This is a genomic window from Limnohabitans sp. DM1 (genome assembly GCF_001269385.1).
Taxonomy (GTDB): domain Bacteria; phylum Pseudomonadota; class Gammaproteobacteria; order Burkholderiales; family Burkholderiaceae_C; genus Limnohabitans_A.
Map to the genome: position 1 here is coordinate 24,181 of NZ_CXOO01000029.1, position 23,483 is coordinate 47,663.

General features: G+C 60.0%; 22 protein-coding genes and 1 pseudogene. 12 read left to right on the top strand and 11 right to left on the bottom strand.

Annotated features, from left to right (window positions below; all coding sequences use genetic code 11):
- Positions 1 to 3: 3 nt before the first annotated feature.
- The gene (locus AMM33_RS11950; RefSeq protein ID WP_090141562.1) at positions 4 to 846 is read right to left on the bottom strand and encodes an AAA family ATPase; all 843 of its coding nucleotides are present in this window, start codon (positions 844 to 846) and stop codon (positions 4 to 6) included.
- A gap of 106 nt (positions 847 to 952) precedes the next feature.
- On the opposite strand from AMM33_RS11950, the gene AMM33_RS11955 reads away from it, so the two are divergent.
- Complete coding sequence (locus AMM33_RS11955; protein WP_090141563.1) at positions 953 to 1,612, top strand: c-type cytochrome; 660 nt, start codon at positions 953 to 955, stop codon at positions 1,610 to 1,612.
- Between the two features lie 89 nt (positions 1,613 to 1,701).
- On the opposite strand, the gene AMM33_RS11960 is transcribed toward AMM33_RS11955, so the two are convergent.
- Positions 1,702 to 2,139, bottom strand: a complete 438-nt coding sequence (locus AMM33_RS11960; protein ID WP_090141564.1) for a DUF1841 family protein — start codon at positions 2,137 to 2,139, stop codon at positions 1,702 to 1,704.
- A 109-nt stretch (positions 2,140 to 2,248) separates the two neighbouring features.
- On the opposite strand from AMM33_RS11960, the gene pcaF reads away from it, so the two are divergent.
- Positions 2,249 to 3,451: a 3-oxoadipyl-CoA thiolase gene (gene pcaF, locus AMM33_RS11965; RefSeq protein ID WP_090141565.1), complete on the top strand. Its 1,203-nt coding sequence runs from the start codon at positions 2,249 to 2,251 to the stop codon at positions 3,449 to 3,451.
- 15 nt (positions 3,452 to 3,466) lie between these two features.
- Here the strand turns inward: pcaF and AMM33_RS11970 are convergent, their stop codons facing one another.
- Positions 3,467 to 3,802 (bottom strand): AtuA-related protein, encoded by a 336-nt coding sequence (locus AMM33_RS11970; protein WP_228768095.1) that lies wholly within the window; start codon positions 3,800 to 3,802, stop codon positions 3,467 to 3,469.
- 181 nt (positions 3,803 to 3,983) lie between these two features.
- Positions 3,984 to 4,298 carry an acyclic terpene utilization AtuA family protein gene (locus tag AMM33_RS11975; protein ID WP_228768096.1) on the bottom strand — a complete coding sequence of 105 codons (315 nt, stop codon included), beginning with the start codon at positions 4,296 to 4,298 and terminating at the stop codon, positions 3,984 to 3,986.
- A 172-nt stretch (positions 4,299 to 4,470) separates the two neighbouring features.
- Between AMM33_RS11975 and AMM33_RS11980 the strand changes: the two genes are divergently transcribed.
- Genes AMM33_RS11980 through AMM33_RS12005 form a run of 6 tightly spaced genes read left to right on the top strand, consistent with a single transcriptional unit; the run spans position 4,471 to position 11,138 of the window.
- The gene (locus tag AMM33_RS11980) at positions 4,471 to 5,346 is read left to right on the top strand and encodes a branched-chain amino acid ABC transporter permease (RefSeq protein ID WP_062407557.1); all 876 of its coding nucleotides are present in this window, start codon (positions 4,471 to 4,473) and stop codon (positions 5,344 to 5,346) included.
- Between the two features lie 9 nt (positions 5,347 to 5,355).
- Positions 5,356 to 6,432: a branched-chain amino acid ABC transporter permease gene (locus AMM33_RS11985; protein ID WP_090141566.1), complete on the top strand. Its 1,077-nt coding sequence runs from the start codon at positions 5,356 to 5,358 to the stop codon at positions 6,430 to 6,432.
- A complete protein-coding gene (locus AMM33_RS11990) occupies positions 6,429 to 7,262 on the top strand; it encodes an ABC transporter ATP-binding protein (protein ID WP_090141567.1) in 834 nt (277 codons plus the stop codon). Before AMM33_RS11985 ends, AMM33_RS11990 begins: the two co-directional genes overlap by 4 nt.
- Positions 7,259 to 8,071 (top strand): ABC transporter ATP-binding protein, encoded by an 813-nt coding sequence (locus AMM33_RS11995; RefSeq protein ID WP_090141568.1) that lies wholly within the window; start codon positions 7,259 to 7,261, stop codon positions 8,069 to 8,071. The genes AMM33_RS11990 and AMM33_RS11995 overlap by 4 nt, the downstream gene beginning before the upstream one ends.
- A 3-nt stretch (positions 8,072 to 8,074) precedes the next feature.
- Entirely contained in the window at positions 8,075 to 9,931 is a 1,857-nt protein-coding gene (locus tag AMM33_RS12000; RefSeq protein ID WP_090141569.1) for an AMP-dependent synthetase/ligase, read from the top strand.
- Between the two features lie 37 nt (positions 9,932 to 9,968).
- Complete coding sequence (locus AMM33_RS12005; protein ID WP_090141570.1) at positions 9,969 to 11,138, top strand: ABC transporter substrate-binding protein; 1,170 nt, start codon at positions 9,969 to 9,971, stop codon at positions 11,136 to 11,138.
- 76 nt (positions 11,139 to 11,214) lie between these two features.
- On the opposite strand, the gene AMM33_RS12010 is transcribed toward AMM33_RS12005, so the two are convergent.
- Positions 11,215 to 11,748, bottom strand: a complete 534-nt coding sequence (locus tag AMM33_RS12010) for a DUF2062 domain-containing protein (protein ID WP_090141571.1) — start codon at positions 11,746 to 11,748, stop codon at positions 11,215 to 11,217.
- A gap of 226 nt (positions 11,749 to 11,974) precedes the next feature.
- On the opposite strand from AMM33_RS12010, the gene AMM33_RS12015 reads away from it, so the two are divergent.
- On the top strand, positions 11,975 to 12,922 hold the full coding sequence (locus tag AMM33_RS12015; RefSeq protein ID WP_090141572.1) for a TerC family protein: 948 nt from the start codon (positions 11,975 to 11,977) through the stop codon (positions 12,920 to 12,922).
- Between the two features lie 81 nt (positions 12,923 to 13,003).
- Here the strand turns inward: AMM33_RS12015 and AMM33_RS12020 are convergent, their stop codons facing one another.
- Positions 13,004 to 13,897, bottom strand: a complete 894-nt coding sequence (locus tag AMM33_RS12020; protein WP_090141573.1) for a LysR family transcriptional regulator — start codon at positions 13,895 to 13,897, stop codon at positions 13,004 to 13,006.
- A 210-nt stretch (positions 13,898 to 14,107) separates the two neighbouring features.
- Here AMM33_RS12020 and AMM33_RS12025 point away from each other — a divergent pair, with 210 nt between their 5' ends.
- Positions 14,108 to 14,398, top strand: coding sequence for a TFIIB-type zinc ribbon-containing protein (locus AMM33_RS12025; RefSeq protein ID WP_090141591.1), 291 nt, complete (start codon positions 14,108 to 14,110; stop codon positions 14,396 to 14,398).
- A 156-nt stretch (positions 14,399 to 14,554) separates the two neighbouring features.
- Here AMM33_RS12025 and AMM33_RS12030 read toward each other — a convergent pair whose 3' ends face one another.
- The 3 genes from AMM33_RS12030 to AMM33_RS12040 all read right to left on the bottom strand — a co-directional run bounded on the left by AMM33_RS12030 (position 14,555) and on the right by AMM33_RS12040 (position 17,728).
- Entirely contained in the window at positions 14,555 to 15,727 is a 1,173-nt protein-coding gene (locus AMM33_RS12030; RefSeq protein WP_090141574.1) for an acyl-CoA dehydrogenase family protein, read from the bottom strand.
- A gap of 32 nt (positions 15,728 to 15,759) precedes the next feature.
- Positions 15,760 to 16,440 carry a TetR/AcrR family transcriptional regulator gene (locus tag AMM33_RS12035; protein ID WP_090141575.1) on the bottom strand — a complete coding sequence of 227 codons (681 nt, stop codon included), beginning with the start codon at positions 16,438 to 16,440 and terminating at the stop codon, positions 15,760 to 15,762.
- Positions 16,441 to 16,564: 124 nt separating this feature from the next.
- Complete coding sequence (locus AMM33_RS12040) at positions 16,565 to 17,728, bottom strand: acyl-CoA dehydrogenase family protein (RefSeq protein ID WP_090141576.1); 1,164 nt, start codon at positions 17,726 to 17,728, stop codon at positions 16,565 to 16,567.
- A 121-nt stretch (positions 17,729 to 17,849) separates the two neighbouring features.
- On the opposite strand from AMM33_RS12040, the gene AMM33_RS12045 reads away from it, so the two are divergent.
- Complete coding sequence (locus tag AMM33_RS12045) at positions 17,850 to 19,055, top strand: acetyl-CoA C-acetyltransferase (RefSeq protein WP_090141577.1); 1,206 nt, start codon at positions 17,850 to 17,852, stop codon at positions 19,053 to 19,055.
- A gap of 22 nt (positions 19,056 to 19,077) precedes the next feature.
- Positions 19,078 to 21,231, top strand: a complete 2,154-nt coding sequence (locus tag AMM33_RS12050) for a 3-hydroxyacyl-CoA dehydrogenase NAD-binding domain-containing protein (protein WP_090141592.1) — start codon at positions 19,078 to 19,080, stop codon at positions 21,229 to 21,231.
- A gap of 91 nt (positions 21,232 to 21,322) precedes the next feature.
- Here the strand turns inward: AMM33_RS12050 and AMM33_RS12055 are convergent.
- Together AMM33_RS12055 and AMM33_RS12060 are read right to left on the bottom strand one after the other, a co-directional pair.
- A pseudogene (locus AMM33_RS12055) lies at positions 21,323 to 21,511 on the bottom strand (phage baseplate assembly protein V); the annotation flags it as partial.
- Between the two features lie 73 nt (positions 21,512 to 21,584).
- Positions 21,585 to 23,477 carry an SEL1-like repeat protein gene (locus AMM33_RS12060; protein ID WP_090141579.1) on the bottom strand — a complete coding sequence of 631 codons (1,893 nt, stop codon included), beginning with the start codon at positions 23,475 to 23,477 and terminating at the stop codon, positions 21,585 to 21,587.
- Positions 23,478 to 23,483: the final 6 nt, after the last annotated feature.

Sequence of the window (23,483 nt, forward strand, 5' to 3'; positions counted from 1 at the left end):
GTCTCAGCGGTTACGCTGGTTCATGAAGACCAGCTTTTCAAACAGGGTCACGTCCTGCTCGTTCTTGAGCAAGGCGCCCACCAGCGGTGGCACCGACACCTTTTGGTCTGCGCTTTGCAAGGCTTCGAGCGGGATGTCTTCCGCCACCAATAGTTTGAGCCAGTCGAGCAGTTCGCTGGTCGAGGGCTTTTTCTTCAGGCCGGGCAGGCCGCGCACGTCGTAAAAGGTCTTGAGCGCCAGGGCCAGCAGGTCTTTCTTGAGCGTGGGGAAGTGCACATCCACGATCTGGCGCATGGTGTCCGCTTCGGGGAACTTGATGTAGTGGAAAAAGCAGCGGCGCAAAAAGGCGTCGGGCAGTTCTTTCTCATTGTTGGAGGTGATGAACACCAGCGGGCGGGTCTTGGCCTTGATCAGCTGGCGCGTCTCGTAGCAATAGAACTCCATGCGGTCGATCTCGCGCAGCAGGTCGTTCGGGAATTCGATGTCGGCCTTGTCGATCTCGTCGATCAGGATGGCCACGGGCGTTTCGGAAGTGAACGCTTGCCACAGCACGCCCTTGATGATGTAGTTCTCGATGTCCTTGACTTTTTCGTCACCCAGTTGGCTGTCGCGCAGACGGCTGACGGCGTCGTATTCGTAGAGGCCTTGCTGGGCCTTGGTGGTTGATTTGATGTGCCACTGCAGCAGCGGCAAGCCCAAGGCTTCGGCCACTTCTTCGGCCAGCATGGTTTTGCCGGTGCCGGGTTCGCCCTTGACCAAAAGGGGGCGTTTGAGGGTCATGGCGGCGTTCACGGCCAGCATCAGGTCCGGTGTGGCGACGTAGTTTTCGGTACCTTGGAATTTCATGGCGTCAACTTCTCAAAAAAGGGAAAGGGGCTTGTCAGGATTATGAGGGCCAGCCCGATATAATCCGCAGTTGATTTTTATCAATCACTTGGATTGTGTAAGCAAAATGAACCAGCTGTTGACCTCGATGTTTGCCTTGGCTGTCGCTTCTGTGACCGCTGTATCTGCCCATGCCCAAGAGATCAAGGGCGACGCCAAAGCTGCAGAGCAAAAAATTGCCATGTGCATTGGTTGCCATGGCATCAAAGGCTACCAAGCCAGCTTCCCTGAGGTCTATCGCGTGCCCATGATCTCGGGCCAAAACGCCAAATACATTGTGTCCGCCCTCAATGCCTACAAAAAAGGTGAGCGCAAGCACCCCACCATGCGCGGCATTGCCGATAGCCTGAGCGATCAGGATATGGCCGATCTTGGTGCTTACTATGAATTGCACGGCAAGACCGAACCTGTGGCCACAGCCCCCAAGGCACCTGATGCCAAAGTGGCTGCCTTGTTGCAAAAGGGCGCTTGCATTTCTTGCCACGGCGACAACTTCGCCAAGCCCATAGACCCGAGCTACCCCAAAATTGCAGGCCAGCACAAAGACTTCCTGTTTGTGGCGCTCAAGTCCTACAAAGTCGAAAACCAGTCCACTTGGGGCCGCAACAACGGCGTGATGGGCGGCATTGCCAAGCAGTTCTCCAATGCAGAACTGAAAGCCATGGCCTCTTACATTGGTTCTTTGGATGGCGACATGAAAGTTGTGCCCCAGTCCAAGTTCCGCTGAACTGGCTGGGCTGAGCCTGATGCCCCACAAAAAACCCGCCTTGGCGGGTTTTTTGTTGTTTGTTCGTGTTGTTCGAGTGGGGCTGCGCTTCAGTCTTGGGTGGCGTGTCGTTGCACGCAGTCAATGTAGGCGGCGCCATCTGGCATGCGACCTGAAAGCTGACTTTCGTGGACCATGCGTCCCAGGCATTCCATGGCCCGGTGGTGCGCGTCGTGCAGCGAGTTGAGTCGGTGCGTGAGCAGTTCCACCGCCTGGCGAATGCCCCGGGGTTGGTCGATGCTGCATTGTTCGCTGATGGACAGGTGCATCGAGAGGTGCAAAAAGGGGTTTTCCCGGTGGGGGTCGGCTTGGTGCATTCTGGAGAGTGCGGCGTCCAAATCCGCCAATTCGGCGTGGTATTCGGGGTGCTCATCGATCCACTGGCTGACCAGCATTTCCATGGGTTCGAGCGTTGCAGTCGTGCGGGCTTTGGCGTAGACACCACAAAAAAAGCGCCGCACATCGGCTTGAGAAGGTTGGATCAACATGGTTCAGAGGAAAAACCGACCGATCGGTCGGTGAATGGCATAAAATGAAAAAGTCAGCTCAACACTGCATGTTAAACGCAGACAATCCTCCCACCTTCAAGAGACAACAATGAACCAAGCCTACATTTGCGACGCGATCCGTACCCCCTTTGGCCGCTACGGCGGTGCCTTGAGCAGCGTGCGCACCGACGACCTGGGCGCGGTGCCCCTGCGTGCCCTGATGGCGCGCAACCCCAACGTGGACTGGGCCGCCGTGACCGATGTGCTGTACGGCTGCGCGAATCAGGCGGGTGAAGACAACCGCAACGTGGCTCACATGGCCAGCTTGCTGGCGGGTTTGCCGATTGACGTGCCCGGTGCGACCATCAACCGCCTGTGCGGCTCAGGACTGGATGCCATTGGCACCGCCGCGCGCGCCATCAAGGCCGGTGAAGCTGGTTTGATGATCGCCGGTGGCGTGGAAAGCATGAGCCGCGCCCCGTTTGTCATGCCCAAGGCCGAAACGGCTTTTAGCCGCAACAACGCCGTGTACGACACCACCATTGGCTGGCGCTTCATCAACAAGCTGATGAAGGCCCAGTTCGGCGTGGACTCCATGCCCGAGACGGCCGAAAACGTGGCCACCGATTACAAGATTGAGCGCGAAGCGCAAGATCTGATGGCCTACAACAGCCAACTGCGCGCCGTGGCCGCCATCAAGGCCGGTCATCTGGCTCGCGAAATTGTGGGTGTGAGCATTCCCCAGAAAAAGGGCGACGCGATCATGGTGGACACCGACGAACACCCCCGCGAAACCAGCCTCGAAGCGTTGGCCAAGCTCAAAGGCGTGGTGCGCCCGGACGGCACCGTGACCGCAGGCAATGCCTCGGGCGTGAACGACGGCGCTTGCGCTTTGTTGCTGGCCGACGAAGCCACCGCTGCCAAAAACGGCTTGACGCCCAAAGCCCGCATTGTGGGCATGGCCACGGCAGGTGTCGCCCCACGCGTCATGGGCATTGGCCCAGCGCCCGCCACGCTCAAGGTGCTGGCGCAAACCGGCCTGACCATCGACCACATGGACGTGATCGAACTGAACGAAGCCTTTGCCGCGCAAGGCCTGGCCGTGTTGCGCATGTTGGGCCTGAAAGACGACGACGCCCGCGTGAACGCCTGGGGCGGCGCGATTGCCTTGGGTCACCCGCTGGGTGCATCCGGTGCCCGCTTGGCCACCACCGCCATCAACCGCCTGCAGCAAACCGCTGGCCGCTATGCGCTGTGCACCATGTGCATCGGCGTGGGCCAAGGCATTGCGCTGATCATCGAGCGCGTTTGAAGCCTGGACCCCGGATCAAGTCCGGGGCGATGTCACCTCTGGCCACCAGCCCCTTCGGGGGCTTTTTTGTGCCTGCTCAAGTTCCTCTGCACTGACTTCGATTTCCAGGCGCAAGAGCGCCGCGCCCATGGCTTTGCCCAGGTTGTCCAGGCGCAGGTTGCGTGCGCCGCCGCCTTGCAAAGCGCCGTGCAGCACGAACTTCAGGGTCAGAATGTTGGGCAAAGGCCAGGCGTCCGCCTGGCCCGGGAGCCAAGTCGCAAAGTGCGCCTGCACTTTGGCTGCTGTGACTTCGCGTTCCAGGAGGCGATAGCCCGCCTCGTTCCAGGCAAACAGGCCACAAAGTCCACCCAATCGGCTTTGCCGCCTCTGCGGGCATGGGCGATGCGGGCCAAGGGATTCTTCACAAGAGGTGCGATGGTCATGCGCCGGGCTCCAGAATGTCAACACGCACTTGAACTCGGTCGCGCGGAATCAAGGTGGGCCAAATGCCCAGCAAAGCGCTGGCGCTGTTCATGCCCTGAAAGCCGCAGGTTTAGGCCTGGCCGCTCAAAGCCATCCAGGGGAACAATCTGCCAAAGCCATCGGCCACGGCTTTGGAGGGCGTGTGCAGCACCATGCGCGCCCAGATCTGTAAAGGCCACAGGCGCAAAAGCATGGGCAGCACATCGCGGGCGTAACCCAGTGTGGGGTCGCGTTGGCGGTCTTTTTGCAAGATGGCCAGGGTCAATTCGGCCAGGTGGTCACTGGCGATGAATTGCACCTGGCCGCGTTCGATGCTGGCGACCACGGGCTCCCAGTTGTCCCCGTAGAACCCGAGCCCGGATCCGATGCGTATGGCATTTGTCATGAAGGGATATTGAAGCCTTGTGTGTGAGTTCGAATGGGGGACAACCCCTAGGGAAAGTCTCGTGTAAGACAGACATAATCGCACGGTCGTTCGCAAATGCTTTGCACGGTGCTGAAACAGTGCCCGGCCCAGCTCAGCGGACTCGGCTTGACAGAACCAAGAGGAGACAGGTGTGCAATTGCTGCAACTGCTGATCAGCGGTGTGGCCCAGGGCTGTATTTACGGACTCATTGCCCTGGGTTTTGTGCTGATTTACAAGGCCACCGAAACGGTGAGCTTTGCCCAGGGCGACCTGATGATGGTGGGGGCTTTTTCGGGCCTGGCCGCCATGACGCTGCTGGGTTTTCCCTTCTGGATTGCGGTGCCCGCAGCCATCGTGGCCATGGGCATTTTTGGTGTCTTGGTCGAGCGCCTGGTCATTCGCCCCATCCTGGGGCAACCGGCTTTTTCCATCGTCATGCTGACCATTGGTGTCGGCTATGTGCTGCGCGGCCTGATCACCATGATCCCCGATGTGGGCACCGACACCCACACCATGCCCGTGCCCTATGCGGGTGAGGTGTTGCGCCTGGGTGGCTTGGTGATCGCGGCCGAGCAAATGGTGGTGATTGGCGCCACCGGCATCTTGTGCCTGGGCCTGTTTGCCATGTTCAAGTACAGCAAGCTGGGCATCGCCATGCAGGCGGCCTCGCAAAACCAGTTGGCCGCTTATTACATGGGCATCCCGGTCAAGCGCATCAACGGCCTGGTCTGGGGGCTGGCGGCCGGTGTGGCGGCGGTGGCCGGTCTGCTCCTGGCACCCATCACCTTTGTGCACGCCAACATGGGCTTCATTGGCCTCAAAGCCTTTCCGGCTGCGGTGGTGGGGGGCTTTGGCAGCTTGCCCGGTGCCATCGTGGGCGGTCTGGTGATCGGCATCGTCGAGTCGCTTTCGGGCTTTTATTTGCCCGAAGGTTTCAAGGACATCGCGCCCTACATCGTGGTGTTGCTCATGCTGGTGCTCAAGCCCAATGGCTTGTTCGGCGAGCAACTGCGCAAGAAAGTCTGAGGCTCCGGCATGCGTTTCATCTTCAAAACCGAATACAACCAGGACATCACCCTGGCCAAACACGGCGGCCATGTGTTCTGGTACAGCTTGCTGGCCATCTTTTTGGTGGTGGCACCCTGGGCCGTGCCAGAGTACTGGCTGGCGCAGCTGACCTTTGTGCTGATCTACGCGGTGGTGGGCCTGGGCCTGATGCTGCTGGCGGGTTTCACGGGCTTGTTCTCGCTGGGCCATGCTGCGTTTTTGGGCGTGGGGGCTTACACCCAGGCTGTCATGGTCAATGCCGGGGTGCCGTTTCCGCTGGCGCTGGTGTGTGCGGGCGTGTTCTCGGCCATTGCGGGCGTGATCGTGGGCCTGCCTGCGCTGCGCGTCAAAGGCATTTACCTCGGCATGGCCACACTGGCTTTCGGCTTTATTGTCGAAGAGGGCATGGCCCGCTGGGAAAGCGTCACGGGCGGCAATGCGGGCCTGATGGTCACCTACCCCACACTGGGCGGCTGGACACTGGACAGCACCGAAGAGTTTTACTTCCTTTGCCTGGTGGTGACGGTGGGGGCCACGCTGGCCATCGTCAACCTGCTGCGCTCGTCCACGGGCCGCGCTTTTGTGGCCATCCGTGACTCCGAAATTTCGGCGCAAAGCATGGGCATCCACCTGGCGCGGTACAAGACCTTGTCGTTTGCCTTGTCGGCCGCATTGGCGGGCATTGGCGGCGCTTTGTACGCGCACAAAATCCAGTTCCTCTCACCCGAGCAGTTCAGCATCATCCAGTCGATTGACTTGCTCTTGATGGTGGTGATTGGCGGCTTGGGCTCAATCCACGGGGCGTTTTTGGGCGCGATCTTCCTGATTGTGATGCCACAACTGATTGCGCTGGGCAAAGACTTTTTGCCAGCCGCCATTGGCGGTGCAGCTGGCTTGCAGGGCACGGTCTACGGCATGGTGTTGATCGCCTTTGTGTTGTTTGAGCCCATGGGCCTGTATGGCCGCTGGCTCAAGGTGCGCACCTGGTTCCAGTTGTTCCCGTTTTACCGCCGTGGCCTGTTCAAGCGCCAGAAATCGTTCCAGAAGTCGGACCGCCTGAAATGAACGCAGACATCCTTTTATCCGCACAAGACCTGAGCGTGCGCTTTGGCGGCGTGCTGGCCGTGAACAAGGTCAGCTTCGACGTCAAGCGCGGCGAGGTCTTCACCCTGATCGGCCCCAACGGTGCAGGCAAGACCACCGTGTTCAACCTGATCAGCCGCATTTACACGCCCACCACGGGCGTGATCGACTACGCTGGGCCACAAGGCACGCTGCGCCTGACCGACCAGCAGCCGCACCAGATTGCAGGCCTGGGTATTGCCCGCACGTTTCAGAACATTGAATTGTTCGAGCACGCCACCGTGCTGCAAAACCTGCTGATTGGCCGCCACACGCACCGAAAGACGGGCGTCTGGAGCGAGATGTTCTTCAGCAGCAAAACCCGTGCGGCCGAGATCGAGGCGCGTGAAAAGGTCGAAGAGGTCATCGATTTTCTGGACCTGCAACACCACCGCGACTCGATGGTGGCGGGCCTGCCGTATGGCGTGCGCAAAGTGGTCGAGCTGGCGCGGGCCTTGTGCACCGAGCCGAAATTGCTGCTGCTCGACGAGCCGTCGTCAGGCCTGAATGTCGAAGAAACCGAGGACATGGCGTTCTGGATTTCGGATATCAAAAACGAGCTGGGCATCACCGTGCTCATGGTCGAGCACGACATGAGCCTGGTGTCCAAAGTCTCGGACCGCGTGCTGGCCATGAGCCAGGGCGAAGAACTGGCCACCGGCACGCCCAGCCAGGTGCAAAGCGACCCGGGTGTGATCGAGGCCTATTTGGGCTCGGTGGACGATGTGTCGGGACTGCGCCGCGAAAACTATGTGCCTGGAGGTGCCGCATGAGCGCAGCAAGCCTGAACACAGCGGCAGCGACCGCAGCGGACAACGTGATGCTCAAGCTGCTCAACGTCGAGAGTGCCTACGGCCCGATCAAGGCCATCCGTGGCGTGAGCCTGCAGGTGCGCCAAGGCGAAATCGCCACCGTGCTAGGCTCCAACGGCGCGGGCAAGACCACCATCCTCAAAACCATCAGCGGCATCATCGACCCGCGCAAGGGCTCGATCGAGTTCAAGGGCCAAAGCATCACAGCGCAAGACCCGGCCATCATCGTGCAGCGCGGCCTGATGCATGTGCCCGAAGGGCGCGAGGTGTTTCCGCTGCTGTCGATTCGCGACAACCTGCTCATGGGCGCCTTCACCCGCAAGGACCGCGATGGCGTGGCGCGCGACATGGAAGCCGTGTACAACTACTTCCCCATCCTGCGCGAGCGCGCTGCGCAAGACGCAGGCTTGCTCTCGGGTGGGCAGCAGCAGATGCTGGCGATCAGCCGGGCGCTGATGGCCAACCCCGATCTGATCTTGCTGGACGAACCCAGCTTGGGCCTGTCCCCAAAACTGACCAAGGAAATCTTCGAGATCGTGGTGCGCATCAACCGCGAGCGTGGCACCACCATCTTGCTGGTCGAGCAAAACGCCAACATGGCCCTCAACGCCTCGGACTACGGTTATGTGCTGGAAAACGGCCGCATCGTCATGGAAGACAGCTGCGCCCGTTTGCGTGAAAAGGACGACATCAAGGAGTTCTACTTGGGCATGAAGGAAGAAGGCGTGCGCGCTGACCGCCGCTGGAAAAAGAAGAAAACCTGGAGATAAGACATGAGCCAACTCTGGGACACCTCCGGCATCGCGCCGCAAAAAAATGTCGTCATGGCGGGCGAGACCATCCCCGCCATTTTCTGGAACGCGGTGGCCGCTCGCGGCCCGAATGTCTGGATGCGCCAAAAAGACTTGGGCATCTGGCGCAGCTGGACCTGGAACGAGACCGCACAAGCCGTGCGCGAGATCGGCCACGGCCTGATGGCGCTGGGCTTTGAGGCGCGGCACACCGCCTCCATCCTGTCCAACACCAACATCGAATGGGTGCTGTGCGACCTGGCTGTGCTGAGCGCGGGCGGCGTGTCCAACGGCATTTACCCGACCGACGCGGCCGAGCAGGTGCATTACCTGTGCGAAGACTCGGGCACCCGCGTGCTGTTTGTCGAAGACGATGAGCAGCTCGACAAGGCCCTGGCCGTGCGCGAGACCTTGCCCTTGTTGCAAAAAATCGTCGTCTTCGACATGGACGGTTTGCGCGACTTCCACGACCCTATGGTGATCAGCCTCAAACAGCTGCAAGCCTTGGGCCGCGAACATGCCCAGCAACACCCCGACATGCTCATGCAGCGCAGCGCTGCCTGCAAACCGGAAGATTTGGCCATCTTGGTCTACACCTCGGGCACCACCGGCAAACCCAAGGGCGGCATGCACAGCCACCACGGTTTGGTCTACACCGTGCGCGGCTACAACACCTTGATTGCCCGCGACGAGCGCGACGAGTGCATGTGCTTCTTGCCGCTGTGCCACATCGCCGAGCGCATGGGTGGCGAGTATTTCTCGATGTACACCGGGGCCAAGCTCAACTTTGTCGAGAACCCTGAAACCGTGCCCGAAAACGTGCGCGAAATCGCGCCCACCGTGTTCACCGCCGTGCCCCGTGTGTGGGAAAAGTTCTACTCGGGCGTGATGATCGCGCTCAAGGAAGCGGGCGGCTTACAGCAAGCGGTCTACGGCTGGTCCATTGGCGTGGGCCAGCAAGTGGCCGATTTGGTGCTGGCACAAAAGCCAGTGCCCGCCAGCCTCAAGCTGCGCTTTCATGTGGCGCGTTTGTTGGCGCTCAACAACGTGCGCAAGATGATCGGCATCCACCGCGCACGCTTTTTGGTGACGGGTGCGGCCCCCATTTCCCCGGATCTGGTGCGCTGGTATCTGGCGCTGGGCTTGCCCATGCTCGAAGTCTGGGGCATGACCGAGACCTGCGGTGCATCCACGGGTGTGCCCGCTGACCGGATCAAGCCCGGCTCGATTGGCCCGGCCGCCGAGTACAACGAAATGCGTCTGGACCCGGTGACCAGTGAAATTTTGGTACGCGGCCCCAATGTGTTCATGGGTTACCTGAACCTGCCCGAAAAAACCGCCGAGACCATCGATGCCGATGGTTGGCTGCACACGGGCGACGTGGGCGTGGTGGACGAGGAAGGGTTTTTCCGCATCACCGATCGCATGAAAGACATCATCATCACAGCCGGGGGCAAGAACATCACCCCGAGTGAGCTGGAAAATGAACTGAAATTCTCGCCCTACGTCACCGATGCGGTGGTGATTGGCGACAAGCGGGCTTATTTGACCGTGATCATCATGATCGACCAGGAAAACGTGGAGAAATACGCGCAGGACAACGACGTGCCCTTCTCCAACTACGCCAGCCTCACGCACAGCGCCGAGGTGCAGGCCCTGATCCAGGCCGAAGTGGACCGCGTGAACAAGAAGTTTGCCCGCGTGGAGCAGATCAAGAAATTCTGGCTGCTCGACACCCAACTGACGGCCGAAGACGAAGAACTGACCCCGACCATGAAGCTCAAGCGCAAACTGGTCGAGAACAAATACGCGCCCCAGATCGAGGCGATGTACCGCTGATTCACCTCACCCTTTTCTACAACAGGAGACCTGCAACATGAAAATCAAACTCAGCCTCGTCGCCGCTGCGATGGCCCTGACCGCTGGCGCGGCCATGGCCCAGACGCAAGGCGTGTCCAAAAACGAAGTCGTGCTCGGCTCCATCCAGGATTTGTCGGGCCCGCTGGCCGGCTTTGGCAAGCAGGTGCGCCTGGGCATGATGCTGCGCGTGGACGAAGCCAACGAGCAAGGCGGCATCAATGGCCGCAAGTTCAAGCTGCTGGTCGAAGACTCGGCCTATGACCCCCGCCGCGCCGTGCTGGCCGCACAAAAGCTGGTTAACCAGGACAAGATTTTCGCCATGATCGGCCACATCGGAACCGCGCAAAACATGGCGGCCATGCCTGTTCAGTTCCAGAAGAACGTGATCAACTTCTTCCCCGTCACGGCCGCGCGTGAAATGTACGAGCCCTTCCACAAGCTCAAGTACTCGTTTGCCGCCACCTACTACGACCAGATGCGTCTGGGTGTGCCGATCCTGGTCAAGGAAAAGAACGCCAAGCAAATCTGCGCGATGCACCAGGACGACGAATTCGGTCTGGAAGTGTTCCGCGGTGCCGAGGCTGGCCTCAAAACCATGGGCATGCAGTTCGCGGAAGTCACCACCTACAAGCGCGGCGCGACCGACTTTGCATCGCAGATGCAAAAGCTGGCCTCGTCCAAGTGCGACTTTGTGGTCATGGGCACCATCATCCGTGAAACCATTGGCGGCATTGCCACCGCGCGCCGCTTGGGCTTCAACCCCACTTTCCTGGGTTCGAGTGCAGCTTATACCGACCTGATCCACAAGTTGGGCGGTCCTGCCATGAATGGTTTCTACGCCACCATGTCGACCCAGCACCCCTATCTGGACGAGGCCGCTCAGCCCATCCGTTTCTGGGCCAACAAGTACAAGACCAAGTTCAACGAAGATCCAACCGTGTTCTCGGTTTATGGTTACAACGCCATCGATTCGTTCTTGCGTGCGGTCGAGAAGTCCGGCAACAACGTGACCACCGAAAGCATCATCAAAGCCATGGACACCATGGTGATCCCACCCGATATTTTCGGCACTGGCGAGATGACCTTCACCGCCACCAAGCGCTTGGGCAGCAACGCTTCGCGCATGTCGCAGATCACCGACGGCCGCTGGAAAGTGACCTCGGGCTACTTCAGCGACAAGAAGTAAATCCAGCAGCAACTGCTGCATGAAAAATCGCCAGCACCCGCAAGGATCTGGCGATTTTTTTTTGAAGTTTTTACCCTCAAAAGGGCTGTGATTTGCCCGAGTTGGAGCGTTGGCGTCTGACGGCCACGCGCAGACGCCACCCGAGTTTCACCAGCAAATAAGACAGTGCGCCGCCGCCCACACCAAAAATACCCATACCCAACAACACCGGGGCACCGACTTCTTGCAAACTGCTGGTCCAGCTTGAATTGGGTAAGGCTGGTGCCGGCAGGGTCTCTCCCATGAAAAAATGACCGACCGGATAAGCCAGCCACAGCCAAAAGCCGAAAGTAAGTGGGTTGGTCAGCATGGTCATGACCGCTGCCGCAGGGATGTTGCCACGCCACCAAGTACAGTGGGCTGCGGCGACAAAAGTCTGACCCAAGGGAATCACGAACGCCCAAAAGGTACCAATGGCCACGCCTCTTGCCACCGATTCATGTTGCAAGCGCCACAGATGTGGCTGCAGCAGGTGATGTGCGACTGGACGCAACCAAGTGTGTTGGGCTAGGGATTCGCGGGTGGGCAATGCTTTTTTCAGGGAGGCCCGAAAGTTGTCGAATACAGGCATGACATGTCCAGTGGGTCGATGCAGGCATGTTGCCGATGCTCGGCATTAGAAAACAGAAAGAAAATTCAGTCTGACACTCTTGTTTTTTAGGAATTAAAAGTAATTTTATTCAGTAAAAATAGAGACCTTCAAAAGGACCTGAAGTTCAAGTGGCGAGAAACTATCTGTAAGCCAGTTTATGGCTCGGTCCTGCTGATGTGTGTCTTCAATAACAAAGAGGTATTTCATGGAAACCGTTGCCCCCCTGTGGCTCTGGGCCACCTTTGTGGCCATCGTTCTGGTGTCGCTGTTCGTGGATTTTGTGGTGCTGAAAAAGCAAGGTGCCCACGACATTGGTGTCAAGGAAGCGCTCAATTGGTCGCTGATCTGGATTGCGCTGAGCTTTTTGTTCAACGGGCTGTTCTGGTGGGCCATCAAGGACACCACCGGTTCGGTGGAGCTTGCCAACACCAAATCGCTGGAATTCCTGACCGGTTACCTGATTGAAAAATCATTGGCGGTGGACAACATCTTTGTCTTCCTGATGATCTTCACTTACTTTGCCGTACCCAGCAATTTCCAAAAGCGTGTGCTCATGATCGGCATCATCGGTGCTATCGTGCTGCGCACCATCATGATTTTGGTGGGCGGTTGGTTGCTGTCCGAGTTCCATTGGGTGCTCTATGTGTTCGGTGCTTTCCTGATCCTCACGGGTGTCAAGATGTGGTGGGCTGCTGGCAAAGAACCTGATCTGGAAGACAACCCGGCGCTCAAGTTGTTGCGCAAGGTCTTGCCCGTCAGTAAAAACTACGACGGTGAAAAATTCTGGACCATCGAAAATGGTAAAAAAATCGCCACCCCCTTGTTCATGGTGATCTGTCTGATCGCCTTGACCGATGTGATCTTTGCGGTGGATTCGATCCCGGCAATTTTTGCGATCACTTCAGACCCCTTCATCGTGCTGACCAGCAACGTGTTCGCGATCCTGGGTTTGCGTGCCATGTATTTCTTGCTGGCGGCAGTGGCCAACAAGTTCCACCTGCTCAACTACGGTCTGGCTGTGATCCTGGTGTTCATCGGCACGAAGATGTGCTTGATCGATGTGTTCAAGATTCCAGTGGGTGTCTCGCTGGGTGTGGTGGTTGGCATCTTGGCCGCGACTATGCTGTTGAGTGTGCGGTCGGCCAAAGCCTGACGCGCTGCGCTCTTGAAGAAGCCCCCAGGGTCACAAGCTCTGAGGGCTTTTTCATGTCTAAAGCTGCGGAGTCTGCGAGTCTCAATGGGCTGAGTCGCTGGCTTGCAAGAGCCTTTGCACCAACGGGTGATGCACTTTCTTTTCTGTGCCGATTGCGAAAAAGTTTTCCTTCACGCCTTCGCAGGGACCCAGGCGCTGCACATCGTAGTGCGCCAGCAGCTCGTCGTGCACCCACTCTACGGCAGGGAAAACGCCCATGCCGCTTTCACCAAAGGTCTTGAGCAAGGCGCTGTCTTCGAACTCGCCCACGATGCGTGGACGAATACCGTGTTGTTCAAACCAATGGTCCAGCCGGGCGCGCACAGCGGTGTGGCCAGTGGGCAGCAGCACCGGAACATCGGCCAGGCTGGCCGGAAACTTCTTTTTGGCCGACTTAAAGAGTGCTGCACTGCCATACCAGGACACAGGCGATGAGCCCAGTGCGTGGTTGTAAAGCTTGATGTTGGCGTTGCTGGGCGCAGGACGGTCCGACAACACCACGTCCAGGCGGTGCAAGGCCAGGTCGCCCAGCAGTTCGTCAAACTCGCCTTCGTGGCAGAGTAAGCGCAAATTTGGCTCGCTCATCACGGGCTGCATCAAGCGGCGCACCACCAGCTTGGGCAGACCATCCGATATGCCAGCGGCCAGACGCACGGTGGGCGAGCTGACGGCATCGCGCACTTTGGCGGGTAGATCTTCGCCCAGCTGAAAAATCTGATCGGCTTGCTGCATGGCCGCCATCCCCGCATCGGTCAGCACCAAGCCGCGACCTGCGGGTTTGAGCAAGGCGTAACCCAAAGAGCGCTCCAGTTCGCGCACCTGGGCACTGACGGTTTGCACGGCCATGTCGAGCTTGTCAGCAGCGCGAGTGATGCCGCCCTCCTTGGCCACGACCCAGAAGTAATACAAGTGCTTGTAGTTGAAGGTGGTGCGCATGAGCAGATTTTTTAAGAAGGTTGATCAGGCATTGTCTTCTTTTTCAGAGTGCTTGAGCTGCATAAAGTTCAGACACCTTGCGCCAAGACGGTGCTGCCTTGAATGGCCATTCGCCCTTGTTTGGGGTGGTCCTGCACTGACAAATGACGCAAGGGAATCCACCCACAAGCCAATCACATGCTGCGTCTGTCCAAATTCAAAGGAGTCATCATGAAATGCCCCACTTGCACCGACACACCCCTGGTCATGGCCGAGCGCCAAGGTGTTGAAATTGACTATTGCCCTGCATGCCGGGGCATCTGGCTCGATCGTGGCGAACTGGACAAACTGCTTGACCGCGCCCTTGCAGCCAGCCCTGCGCACGCCGCGCCTGTGCCACATGCGCCCCAGTCGGCTGCGGCTCAACCGCACACACAGGCCTATGGGGATGGGCGTTATGGATTTGGTGACCGCGACGGCTACAAACGCAAGAAATCCTGGCTGCACGACATCTTTGATTGAAGCAGCCCACCGCCAAGCGTGCTTGCACCTCGATGAACAGGCCAAACAACCGCTGAGCTTGCTGAGTGATGTGCGCGGCGTGCTCGCCTGATGCCTCGCTTTTCAGCGGCCAGGAGTGTCCAAGCGCCTTGACACTGAATCAACAGGCCTTGCAGCTCATTTTTGCGGCCGTTTGGCAATGCCCATCATCTTGGCCAAGATGCCCAGCATGACCTCGTCTGCGCCGCCGCCGATCGAGGCCAGGCGCCCATCGCGGTACATGCGCGAGACCTTGTTCTCCCAGGTGAAACCCATGCCGCCCCAGAACTGCAGACAGGTGTCGGGTACGGTGCGGTTCAGGCGACCGGCTTTGAGCTTGGCCATGGTTGCCCACTCGGTCACGTCTTCACCGGCAATGTAGTGTTCGCAAGCCTGGTAGGTCAGCGCGCGCAGGCTCTCGACATCAGCTTTGAGTTCGGCCAGTTTGAACTGCACCCATTGCTGGTCTGCCAGGGTCGAGCCGAAGAGTTTTCTCTCTTGCGCCCATTCCACCGTCCACTGGATGCAGTTGGTCAGCGATTGCAGCGTGCTGGCCGCGCACCACAGGCGTTCTTCCTGGAACTGTTGCATTTGGTAGATGAAACCTTGGCCTTCGGCGCCGATGCGGTAGCGCTGCGGCACGCGCACTTCGTCAAAATAAATCAGCCCGGTGTCGCTGCTGTTCATGCCGATTTTTTTGATCTTTTTGCCCACTTCGATGCCAGGCAGCAACTTGCCGTTTTCCCGCATGGGCACCATGACGAGACTCTTGTTTTTATGGATCGGTCCTTCACCGGTGTTGACCAGCATGCACATCCAGTCGGCTTGCAGGCTGTTGGTGATCCACATCTTCTGGCCGCTGATCACGTAGTCGTCGCCGTCCTTGCGGGCCACGGTCTTGATGCCCGCCACATCGCTGCCCGCACCAGGCTCGCTCACGCCGATACAGCCCACCATGTCACCCGCAATGGCCGGTGCCAAAAATTGCGCCCGCAATTCGTCGCTGCCAAAACGGGCCAGAGCGGGTGTGGCCATGTCGGTCTGCACGCCAATGGCCATGGGGATGCCGCCGCAGTCGATGTGCCCCAGTGCTTCGGCCATGGCCAGGCTGTAGGAGTAGTCGAGGCCCGCACCACCAAAGGCTTCGGGCTTGGTCAGGCCCAGCAGCCCCAAGTCGCCCATCTTTTTGAAGACCTCGTGCGCCGGAAAGATCTCGGCCGCTTCCCACTCGTCCACATGGGGGTTGATCTCGGCTTCGATGAAACGCTTGAGCGTATTCTGGATTTCGCGGTGTTCGTGGGTGTATTGCATGGGGGGTCTCCGTGGGGGGATGGCTTGACTGTTTATGCTGCAGGGGCTGGCGCATCGTCTCGCAGAAACAGCTGCAAAGCCGATTCGGTCAGTTCATCGAGGGTCGCGCGTCGGGTGGGTGAGCTTGGGGCTGTGGCGCTGGGGGCTTCATACCACTGCACCGACCAGTTGAGTGCGCCAAAAATCATGAGTCGGGCCAGGCCCACAGGTGCCCGCAGCTGGCCCTTGTTGTGCAGGGCTTGCAGCACCGGATTCCAGGCCGCTTCGTAGTCGTCCTTGATGCGCGTGATGGTTTGACGCTGTGCGTCGTTCAGCGAACGCCATTCGTACAGCATCACCGGAATGAAATCGCTGTCAGGACCCAGCAGCACATCGAACTGGTTGCGGATCAGGGTGCGCAGTTGTTCACGGGCGCTCAGGTCTTGGCCTTGCGCTGCACAGGCAGCCCTTTGTCGCTCAATGGCTTGCTTCATGCCTTCCACCATCACGGCCAGCAGCAGGTCTTGTTTGTTGCCAAAGTGATAAAAGGGCGAGCCCGGCTGCATGCCCACCTGTGCAGCGATTTCTCTCGTGCTGGTGGCGTCATAACCCTTGAGGTGAAACAGGCGCGCTGCGGCCGCAATGAGCGCTTGGCGGCGGTTGCCGTCGTCGCGCTCGTTCTCGGTCTTGCGGGGGCGACCCCGCGCGCGTTTGGGTTCAGCCAGCTCAGTCATGCTTGCTTATTTGTCATTTGTAGGGGCCAGCCCTGCTGGCGATGAGCGAGCGTGATCCAGGGGTGATCGCTTGCAGGCAAGCTCCTACAAAAAGCCAACATCATGTTCGCTGGCGATGGCACCTTCAACGTCCCGCCAAACCCATGCTGCGCGAGATCACTTCTTTCATGATCTCGTTGGTGCCGCCGTAAATGCGTTGCACGCGGGCGTCGGCATAGGCGCGGGTGATGGGGTATTCCCACATGTAGCCGTAGCCGCCGTGCAGCTGCACACACTCGTCCATCACTTTGCATTGCAGGTCCGAGCACCAGTACTTGGCCATGCTGGCGGTCGCGGTGTCGAGTTTGTCCACGTTGACCAGCTCGCAGCATTTGTCCACAAACACGCGGGCTACCTGCACCTCGGTCTGCAACTCGGCCAGGGTGTAGCGGGTGTTTTGGTAGTTGCCCACGGCCTGGCCAAAAACCTTGCGGTCTTTCACGTACTGCACCGTCCAGTCGATGGCCGCTTGCGCTGCCGCGATGCCGCCAATGGCGATTTGCAGGCGCTCCCAAGGCAGCTGCTCCATCAGGCAAATGAAGCCCTTGCCCTGCATGGCGGTGCCGCCCAGCAGCTGGTCGGCACTGACCTTCACGTTGTCAAAAAACAATTCGGACGTGTCTTGCGCTTTGAGTCCTAGCTTCTTCAAGCGCTTGCCTTTTTCAAAGCCGGGTGTGCCGCGCTCGATCAAGAACAAGCTGGTGCCCTTGGCACCCGCAGCCGGGTCGGTCTTGGCCACCAAAATCACCAGGTCGGCGTGCCAGCCGTTGGTGATGAAGGTCTTGCTGCCGTTGATCAAATACGTGCCGTCCGCTTGCAGCATGGCCGTGGTTTTCACGCCCTGCAGGTCCGAGCCCGCAGCCGGTTCGCTCATGGCAATCGCGCCCACCATCTCGCCGCTGGCCAGCTTGGGCAGGTACTTTTGCTTTTGTGCTTCGGTGCCGTAATGCAGGATGTAGGGGGCCACGATCTCGCTGTGCAGGCCGTAGCCGATGCCGGTAAAGCCTGCGCGTGAGAGTTCCTCCATCTGCACCACCGAATACAGCTTGTCGGCATCCGAGCCGCCATAGGCCTCGGGCAGGGTCATGCACAAAAAGCCGTTTTCACCGGCCTTGTCCCAGACGGCGCGGTCCACATAGCCTTGTTCTTCCCAGGCGTCGTGGTGGGGGGCGATTTCCTTGTCCATGAAGCGGCGAAAGCTGTCGCGAAAAGCTTCGTGGTCGGCGGAAAACAGTGTGCGTTCAATCATGGTGTCACCTTCAAGACTTGGGGGTTGGTATTTTTACAAAGCGTTTGCTTGGTAAAAGTCTATACTGAAAGGCAAACCTCACAACAGCGGGCTAACCCCCAAATGACCCCTAGGAGACAGCATGAGCGAAGCATTTGTTTATGACGCCATACGCACACCGCGTGGCAAAGGCAAAAAAGACGGCAGCCTGCACGAAGTCAAGCCGATCAGTCTTTTGAGCGGCGTCCTGCGCGAGCTGCAAAGCCGCAACCAGTTCGACACCGCTGCGGTGGACGATGTGGTCATGGGCGTGGTCTCGCCCATTGGCGAGCAGGGCTCGGTCATCCCCAAAGTGGCGGCGCTGGCGGCCGGTTGGGACTGGCGCTGCTCGGGCGTGCAGCTCAACCGTTTTTGCGCCTCGGGCCTGGAAGCGGTCAACATGGCCGCCATGAAAGTGCGCAGCGGCTGGGAAGACCTGGTCGTGGCCGGTGGCGTTGAAAGCATGAGCCGCGTGCCGATTGGTGCGGACGGCGGCGCTTGGGCGCAAGACCCCGAAACCAACAGCGCCACGCTGTTTGTGCCCCAAGGCATTGGCGCCGACTTGATCGCCACCATGAGTGGCTTCAGCCGCCACGATGTGGACGCCTTCGCGGTCGAGTCGCAAAGGCGCGCCACGGCTGCGCGTGCTGCGGGCTACTTCGATGGCTCGGTGGTGCCGGTCAAAGACAAGCTCGGTCAGGTCATCCTGGCGCAAGACGAATTCATCAAACCCAGCACCACGGTGGAAACGCTGGCCGGCCTCAAAGCCTCGTTTGAACAGCTGGGCAACATGGGCTTTGACGCGGTGGCTTTGCAGCGCTACCCACAGGTCGAGCGCATCCACCATGTGCACCACGCGGGCAACTCGTCCGGCATCGTGGACGGCGCAGCCGCCGTGTTGATCGGGTCCGAGGCCGCAGGCAAAACCCACGGCCTGACACCGCGTGCGCGCATCGTGTCCGTGGCTTTGTCCGGGGCCGATCCGACCATCATGCTGACGGGCCCCATGCCAGCGGCCCGCAAGGCGCTGGCCAAGGCGGGCCTGACGATTGACCAGATCGATTTGTTCGAGGTGAACGAAGCCTTTGCCGCTGTGCCCATGAAGTTCATGCAAGAGATGCATGTCCCGCACGACAAAGTGAACGTGAACGGCGGTGCCATTGCCATGGGCCACCCCTTGGGCGCCACGGGCGCGATGATCATTGGCATCCTGATCGACGAGCTGCACCGCCGCAAGTTGCGGTACGGCATGGCCACTTTGTGTGTGGGCGGCGGCATGGGCATCGCCACCATCGTTGAACGCGTTTGACCGGGGAGACACCATCATGATTTTGAAAACACTGCGCTACGAACTGGCGGACGGCATCGCCACCATCACCTTTGACGAGCAGGGCTCGCCGGTCAACACCATGTGCCTGCAATGGCAGGCCGATCTGGCCCAGGCGGCCGAGCAAGTGCTCCAAGACAAAGCCCAGATCAAGGGCGTCATCCTGGCCTCGGCCAAGTCGACCTTCTTTGCGGGGGCCGACCTCAAGGGCGTGATGCGCTCGCAAGCCTCGGACGGCCCGCGTGTCTTTGCCGAGATCGAAGGCATCAAGAAAAGCTTCCGCACCATTGAAACCCTGGGCGTGCCCGTGGTCAGCTGCCTGAATGGTACGGCGCTGGGCGGCGGCTGGGAAGTGGCGCTGATCGGCCACCACCGCATCGCCACCGCCAACCCCAAAACGCAGTTTGGTCTGCCCGAAGTCACGCTGGGCTTGATTCCCGGTGGCGGCGGCATCACCAAGATGACGCGCCAGCTGGGCCTGCTGGCCGCGCAGCCCTATGTGCTGGAGAGCAAACTCTTTGGCCCCGAAGAAGCGCAAAAACTGGGCCTGGTGCACGAGATCGTGGCCAGCGACGACCAGCTGCGCCCCCGCGCTTTGGCGCACATTGCCGCAAGCCAAGGCCAGCCCGAAGCCGCCCAACACCTGTGGGACCGCAAAGACTACAAAATGCCCGGCGGCACGCCCAGCAACCCCAAGATCGCGGGCATGCTGAGTGTGGCCCCGGCCGTGCTCAAACAAAAAACACGCGGCCTGTACCCCGCACCCGAAGCGGCGCTGGCCGCCATGGTCGAAGGCGCCATGGTGGACTTTGACACCGCCATGCGCATTGAAAGCCGTTACCTCGCAGGTCTCATGACCAGCCAGGTGGCGCGCAACATGATCAACACCTTCTTCTTCAACATGAACAGCATCAAGGGCGGCCAAAGCCGCCCCAAGGCTGCACCGCGCTACAAGCCCCAAAAAGTGGGCATCTTGGGCGCAGGCATGATGGGTTCGGGCATTGCGTATTCGCAAGCCAGCCGGGGCATCGCCACGGTGCTCAAAGATGTGAGCTTGGAAGCCGCAGAAAAAGGCAAGGCCTACAGCCACAAGCTCACGCAAAAACGCGTGGACAAAGGCCGCATGGCGGTTGAGAAACAAGCGGCCTTGTTGTCGTTGATTCAGCCCACAGCCAGCGCTGCAGACCTGAAGGGCTGCGACCTGATCATCGAGGCCGTGTTTGAAAACCGCGAACTCAAAGCCCGTGTCACGCAAGAGGCCGAGCCCATGCTGGCCGAAGGTGGCTTCTTTGCCAGCAACACCTCGACCTTGCCCATCAGCGGCTTGGCCACTGCCAGCGCCAAGCCCGAGAAATTCGTGGGCATCCACTTCTTCAGCCCCGTGGACAAGATGCAGTTGGTGGAGATCATTCGTGGTGCGCAGACCGACGACGAAACCATCGCCCGTGCATACGACTACGTGCAGGCGCTGGGCAAGCTGCCGATTGTGGTGAACGACTCGCGCGGCTTTTACACCAGCCGCACCTTCGGCACCTTTGTGATGGAAGGCGCGGCCATGCTGGGCGAGGGCATCCCTGCCCCCGTGATCGAGAACCTGGCCATGCAAGTGGGCATGCCCGTGGGGCCGCTGGCCGTGCTGGACGAAACGGCGCTGTCGCTGTCTGTGCATGTGCTGGACCAAACCCGAGAAGACTTTGCCAAAGAAGGCAAAACCCACACCGCCACGCCCGGCGAGCTGCTGGTCGAGCGCATGGTCAAAGAACTCAAACGCCCCGGCCGCGCCGCAGGCGGTGGTTTTTACGACTACCCCACTGGCCAGAAAAAGACGCTGTGGCCTGAACTGAAAACCCGCTTTGAAAAAGCCGACGTGGCCTATAGCCAGCAAGACATCAAAGACCGCCTGCTGTACCGCCAAGCCGTGGAAACCGCCCGCTGCCTGCAAGAAGGCGTGCTGACCTCGGTGCACGACGGCAACATCGGCTCGATCTTCGGCATCGGCTTTCCGGCCTGGACCGGTGGCGCGCTGCAGTTCATCTATGGCCAAGGCGTGGATGCGTTTGCCAAGCGCTGTGCTGAATTGGCGGCACTCTATGGCGCGGGGTTTGTGCTGACAGCGGATGTGATCGCGGACTTGAAGCAGCATCAGCCGGTGTATTAACGGGCAGGCCCGAGATACCCGCCTTTAGACATCAACGCAACACCCAGGTGACTGGGTGGCTGAATTTATCCTGGTCGCTACATGGCGTACACACCCACCCGGTGCAGATGGGCTGGTCCGGGTCTCCGCCCAGAAAATCAACGATCACTTCTTGTACGATGCGCGGCACTTGCATGGCGCCCAGCTGGTTACCGGCCCAGGCGGCAGACACGCGCACCCAGCAGCTGCTGATGTGGTTCTTGGCGCCGTAGCGGTCCCAGGGAAACTGCATTTCAAAGCGCAGAAAGGTACGCGATCAGATCCTTCGCTCGCAGGTGTGCAGCACTTGAAACCTGCTGGCGCAAGGCAACAACTCAGGCGATCTTTTCAAACCCCGCCTCACAAGCCACCATCAGCCGCCACTTGACCTGCAACTGCGCACCTTCGCCCTCGGCCAGCACCGGGGCCAGTTGCACCGCGAACTGGGGCAGGTTTTGGCCTGACGGCACAAAGGCCTGACGCCGCCAGCTCTCGCCTGCCAGCGTGCCGTTGAAGACCTGGGCCAGCGGGTGCTCGGTGTTCGTCACCTCGGGCTGCCAGATGCCGCTGGTGGGGCAGCTTTGCCCGTCGGCGCAGCGGGTGTCTGTGGCTTGGGCGATGGCTTGCACCAGCCCGGCGCTGGCCAGGTGGTCTTGCAGGGGCGTGACCGCTTGCGCACGGCCCACATAACGCCAGTAGACCAAACGGTGATCGCCTTCTTGCGCAAAGTAGTGGTTCATGTTCCAGGCATCGGCAGTGCGCAGGTCCAGTGGCTCGCCAGCGCGGTAGTGCAGTGGGGGCACACCGGCCATGGCGCGCATGCGCAGCGATTCGTACTCGCCTGGCGGGATGCCGCCAGCCGGGCGAGATTGCGGGTGTGTGGCCCAGATGTGCAGGGGCTGGTAGTAGCCTTCGAATGCGGCCATGGACAAGCCGGTGCGCACACCGGGGGCTGAGAGGATGTCTTTGTAGCCCATGATGGGCTTCTCGGCCCACTGGCTGCGGTCAGCGGGTATGACCAGGCTGTGGCCTTCGGGGATGTGGGCGCGGCCTGGTTCGTTGGCGGCGGGTTGCCGGGGCAGCTTGGGCGTGACGCGCACGGCTTGCGCAGCGCGGATGAGGCCGTCCACATCGGCCATGTTCCAGTGCGGCAGCTTGGCGGGCGGCAGGGGCAGCACGCGGTCCAGGTTGGGGAAACGCAGGTCGGGGTTGTTGTAGAGGGCTTTAGTAAATTCAATGTAGCGCTTGGCTCGTGCTTTATCGATGAATGCAGAGCCCACCAAAGGGGCGCCTTGGTCGAAGGAAGAAAACAAATATCCCGCCGCATCTTCGCTGCCGAACTTGACGCCATCGTGCAGCACTTGCAGGGCGTAGCGGTATTGCTCTTCGGGGGTTTTGAAGCGGGGCAGGCGCCTAGATGAGTCGGCTGCAACATCTAACTTTAGCCCTAGCAAATGACTGGCTTCACCATGTCCTTGAGCATGCGCACATTCAAGCAGTTGGAACATCAGGGGCATGTTGGCCCACTCAGCCACATTCGGCTTTTCCTGTTCGCGCTCAGCAAAACCCATCACCTTCGCCAAGCGCGTCTGTGCCAGCGGGCTGCCCAGATCGGCGGCCAGCTCCCACATGGCCCAGGCGCGGCTGGTGTCGATCCTGGGCAAGCCATAGCCTTCGTCCCAGAATACCCCCATCCAGAAGAAGGCATCGGCTACGCCTTGGCGCATCAGCGCCTCCATGCCCTTCAGCACGATTTCGGGCTCTGGCGCGGGTACCTTGAACTGGCCTTTCTCGCTGTTGATGCCCTGGCCGCTGCGGGCCACTTGCAGCAGCATGAGCGCAGCTTTCCAGTGGCCTTGGGCTGCCGCTTGTTGCCACAGCTGCATGGACCGAGGCCAGTTGCGCTCGTTGGGCCAAAGCGCCGGGCTGCTCAGTTGCAGAGCCTCTTCGTGCAGAGCTTGCGCGGCAGGGGTGAGTTTGGGCGCGTGCTCGGCCTGCATGCGACAGGTGAAACCCTCTGCATCACGGTGCGGGTCAAAGGCCTTGAGGTGGATGTTGCGCGGCAACACGTCTTTCTCGGCCAGCAAGGCCAGGTCAGATTGGGCGGTGAAGGGCTGGGCGTAGGCGGTGGGCAGCATGAGGCGGTAAACAGCAAACAGAATGAGGAACACCGAGGCGAAGAAGACCACGGGGACGATGGCAGGGTGCAGGCGGCGGGGGGCGGTCATGGGCGC

What these genes read in the sequence shown, in the direction of transcription:
- AMM33_RS12030 (WP_090141574.1), bottom strand. Translation starts at nt 15,727, where the DNA reads ATGCAATACACCCACGAACACCGCGAAATCCAGAATACGCTCAAGCGT.
- AMM33_RS11990 (WP_090141567.1), top strand. Translation starts at nt 6,429, where the DNA reads ATGAACGCAGACATCCTTTTATCCGCACAAGACCTGAGCGTGCGCTTT.
- AMM33_RS12045 (WP_090141577.1), top strand. Translation starts at nt 17,850, where the DNA reads ATGAGCGAAGCATTTGTTTATGACGCCATACGCACACCGCGTGGCAAA.
- AMM33_RS11995 (WP_090141568.1), top strand. Translation starts at nt 7,259, where the DNA reads ATGAGCGCAGCAAGCCTGAACACAGCGGCAGCGACCGCAGCGGACAAC.
- AMM33_RS12025 (WP_090141591.1), top strand. Translation starts at nt 14,108, where the DNA reads ATGAAATGCCCCACTTGCACCGACACACCCCTGGTCATGGCCGAGCGC.
- AMM33_RS12015 (WP_090141572.1), top strand. Translation starts at nt 11,975, where the DNA reads ATGGAAACCGTTGCCCCCCTGTGGCTCTGGGCCACCTTTGTGGCCATC.
- AMM33_RS11975 (WP_228768096.1), bottom strand. Translation starts at nt 4,298, where the DNA reads ATGACAAATGCCATACGCATCGGATCCGGGCTCGGGTTCTACGGGGAC.
- AMM33_RS12000 (WP_090141569.1), top strand. Translation starts at nt 8,075, where the DNA reads ATGAGCCAACTCTGGGACACCTCCGGCATCGCGCCGCAAAAAAATGTC.
- AMM33_RS12035 (WP_090141575.1), bottom strand. Translation starts at nt 16,440, where the DNA reads ATGACTGAGCTGGCTGAACCCAAACGCGCGCGGGGTCGCCCCCGCAAG.
- pcaF (WP_090141565.1), top strand. Translation starts at nt 2,249, where the DNA reads ATGAACCAAGCCTACATTTGCGACGCGATCCGTACCCCCTTTGGCCGC.
- AMM33_RS11985 (WP_090141566.1), top strand. Translation starts at nt 5,356, where the DNA reads ATGCGTTTCATCTTCAAAACCGAATACAACCAGGACATCACCCTGGCC.
- AMM33_RS11955 (WP_090141563.1), top strand. Translation starts at nt 953, where the DNA reads ATGAACCAGCTGTTGACCTCGATGTTTGCCTTGGCTGTCGCTTCTGTG.
- AMM33_RS12020 (WP_090141573.1), bottom strand. Translation starts at nt 13,897, where the DNA reads ATGCGCACCACCTTCAACTACAAGCACTTGTATTACTTCTGGGTCGTG.
- AMM33_RS12040 (WP_090141576.1), bottom strand. Translation starts at nt 17,728, where the DNA reads ATGATTGAACGCACACTGTTTTCCGCCGACCACGAAGCTTTTCGCGAC.
- AMM33_RS12060 (WP_090141579.1), bottom strand. Translation starts at nt 23,477, where the DNA reads ATGACCGCCCCCCGCCGCCTGCACCCTGCCATCGTCCCCGTGGTCTTC.
- AMM33_RS12005 (WP_090141570.1), top strand. Translation starts at nt 9,969, where the DNA reads ATGAAAATCAAACTCAGCCTCGTCGCCGCTGCGATGGCCCTGACCGCT.
- AMM33_RS11950 (WP_090141562.1), bottom strand. Translation starts at nt 846, where the DNA reads ATGAAATTCCAAGGTACCGAAAACTACGTCGCCACACCGGACCTGATG.
- AMM33_RS12010 (WP_090141571.1), bottom strand. Translation starts at nt 11,748, where the DNA reads ATGCCTGTATTCGACAACTTTCGGGCCTCCCTGAAAAAAGCATTGCCC.
- AMM33_RS11960 (WP_090141564.1), bottom strand. Translation starts at nt 2,139, where the DNA reads ATGTTGATCCAACCTTCTCAAGCCGATGTGCGGCGCTTTTTTTGTGGT.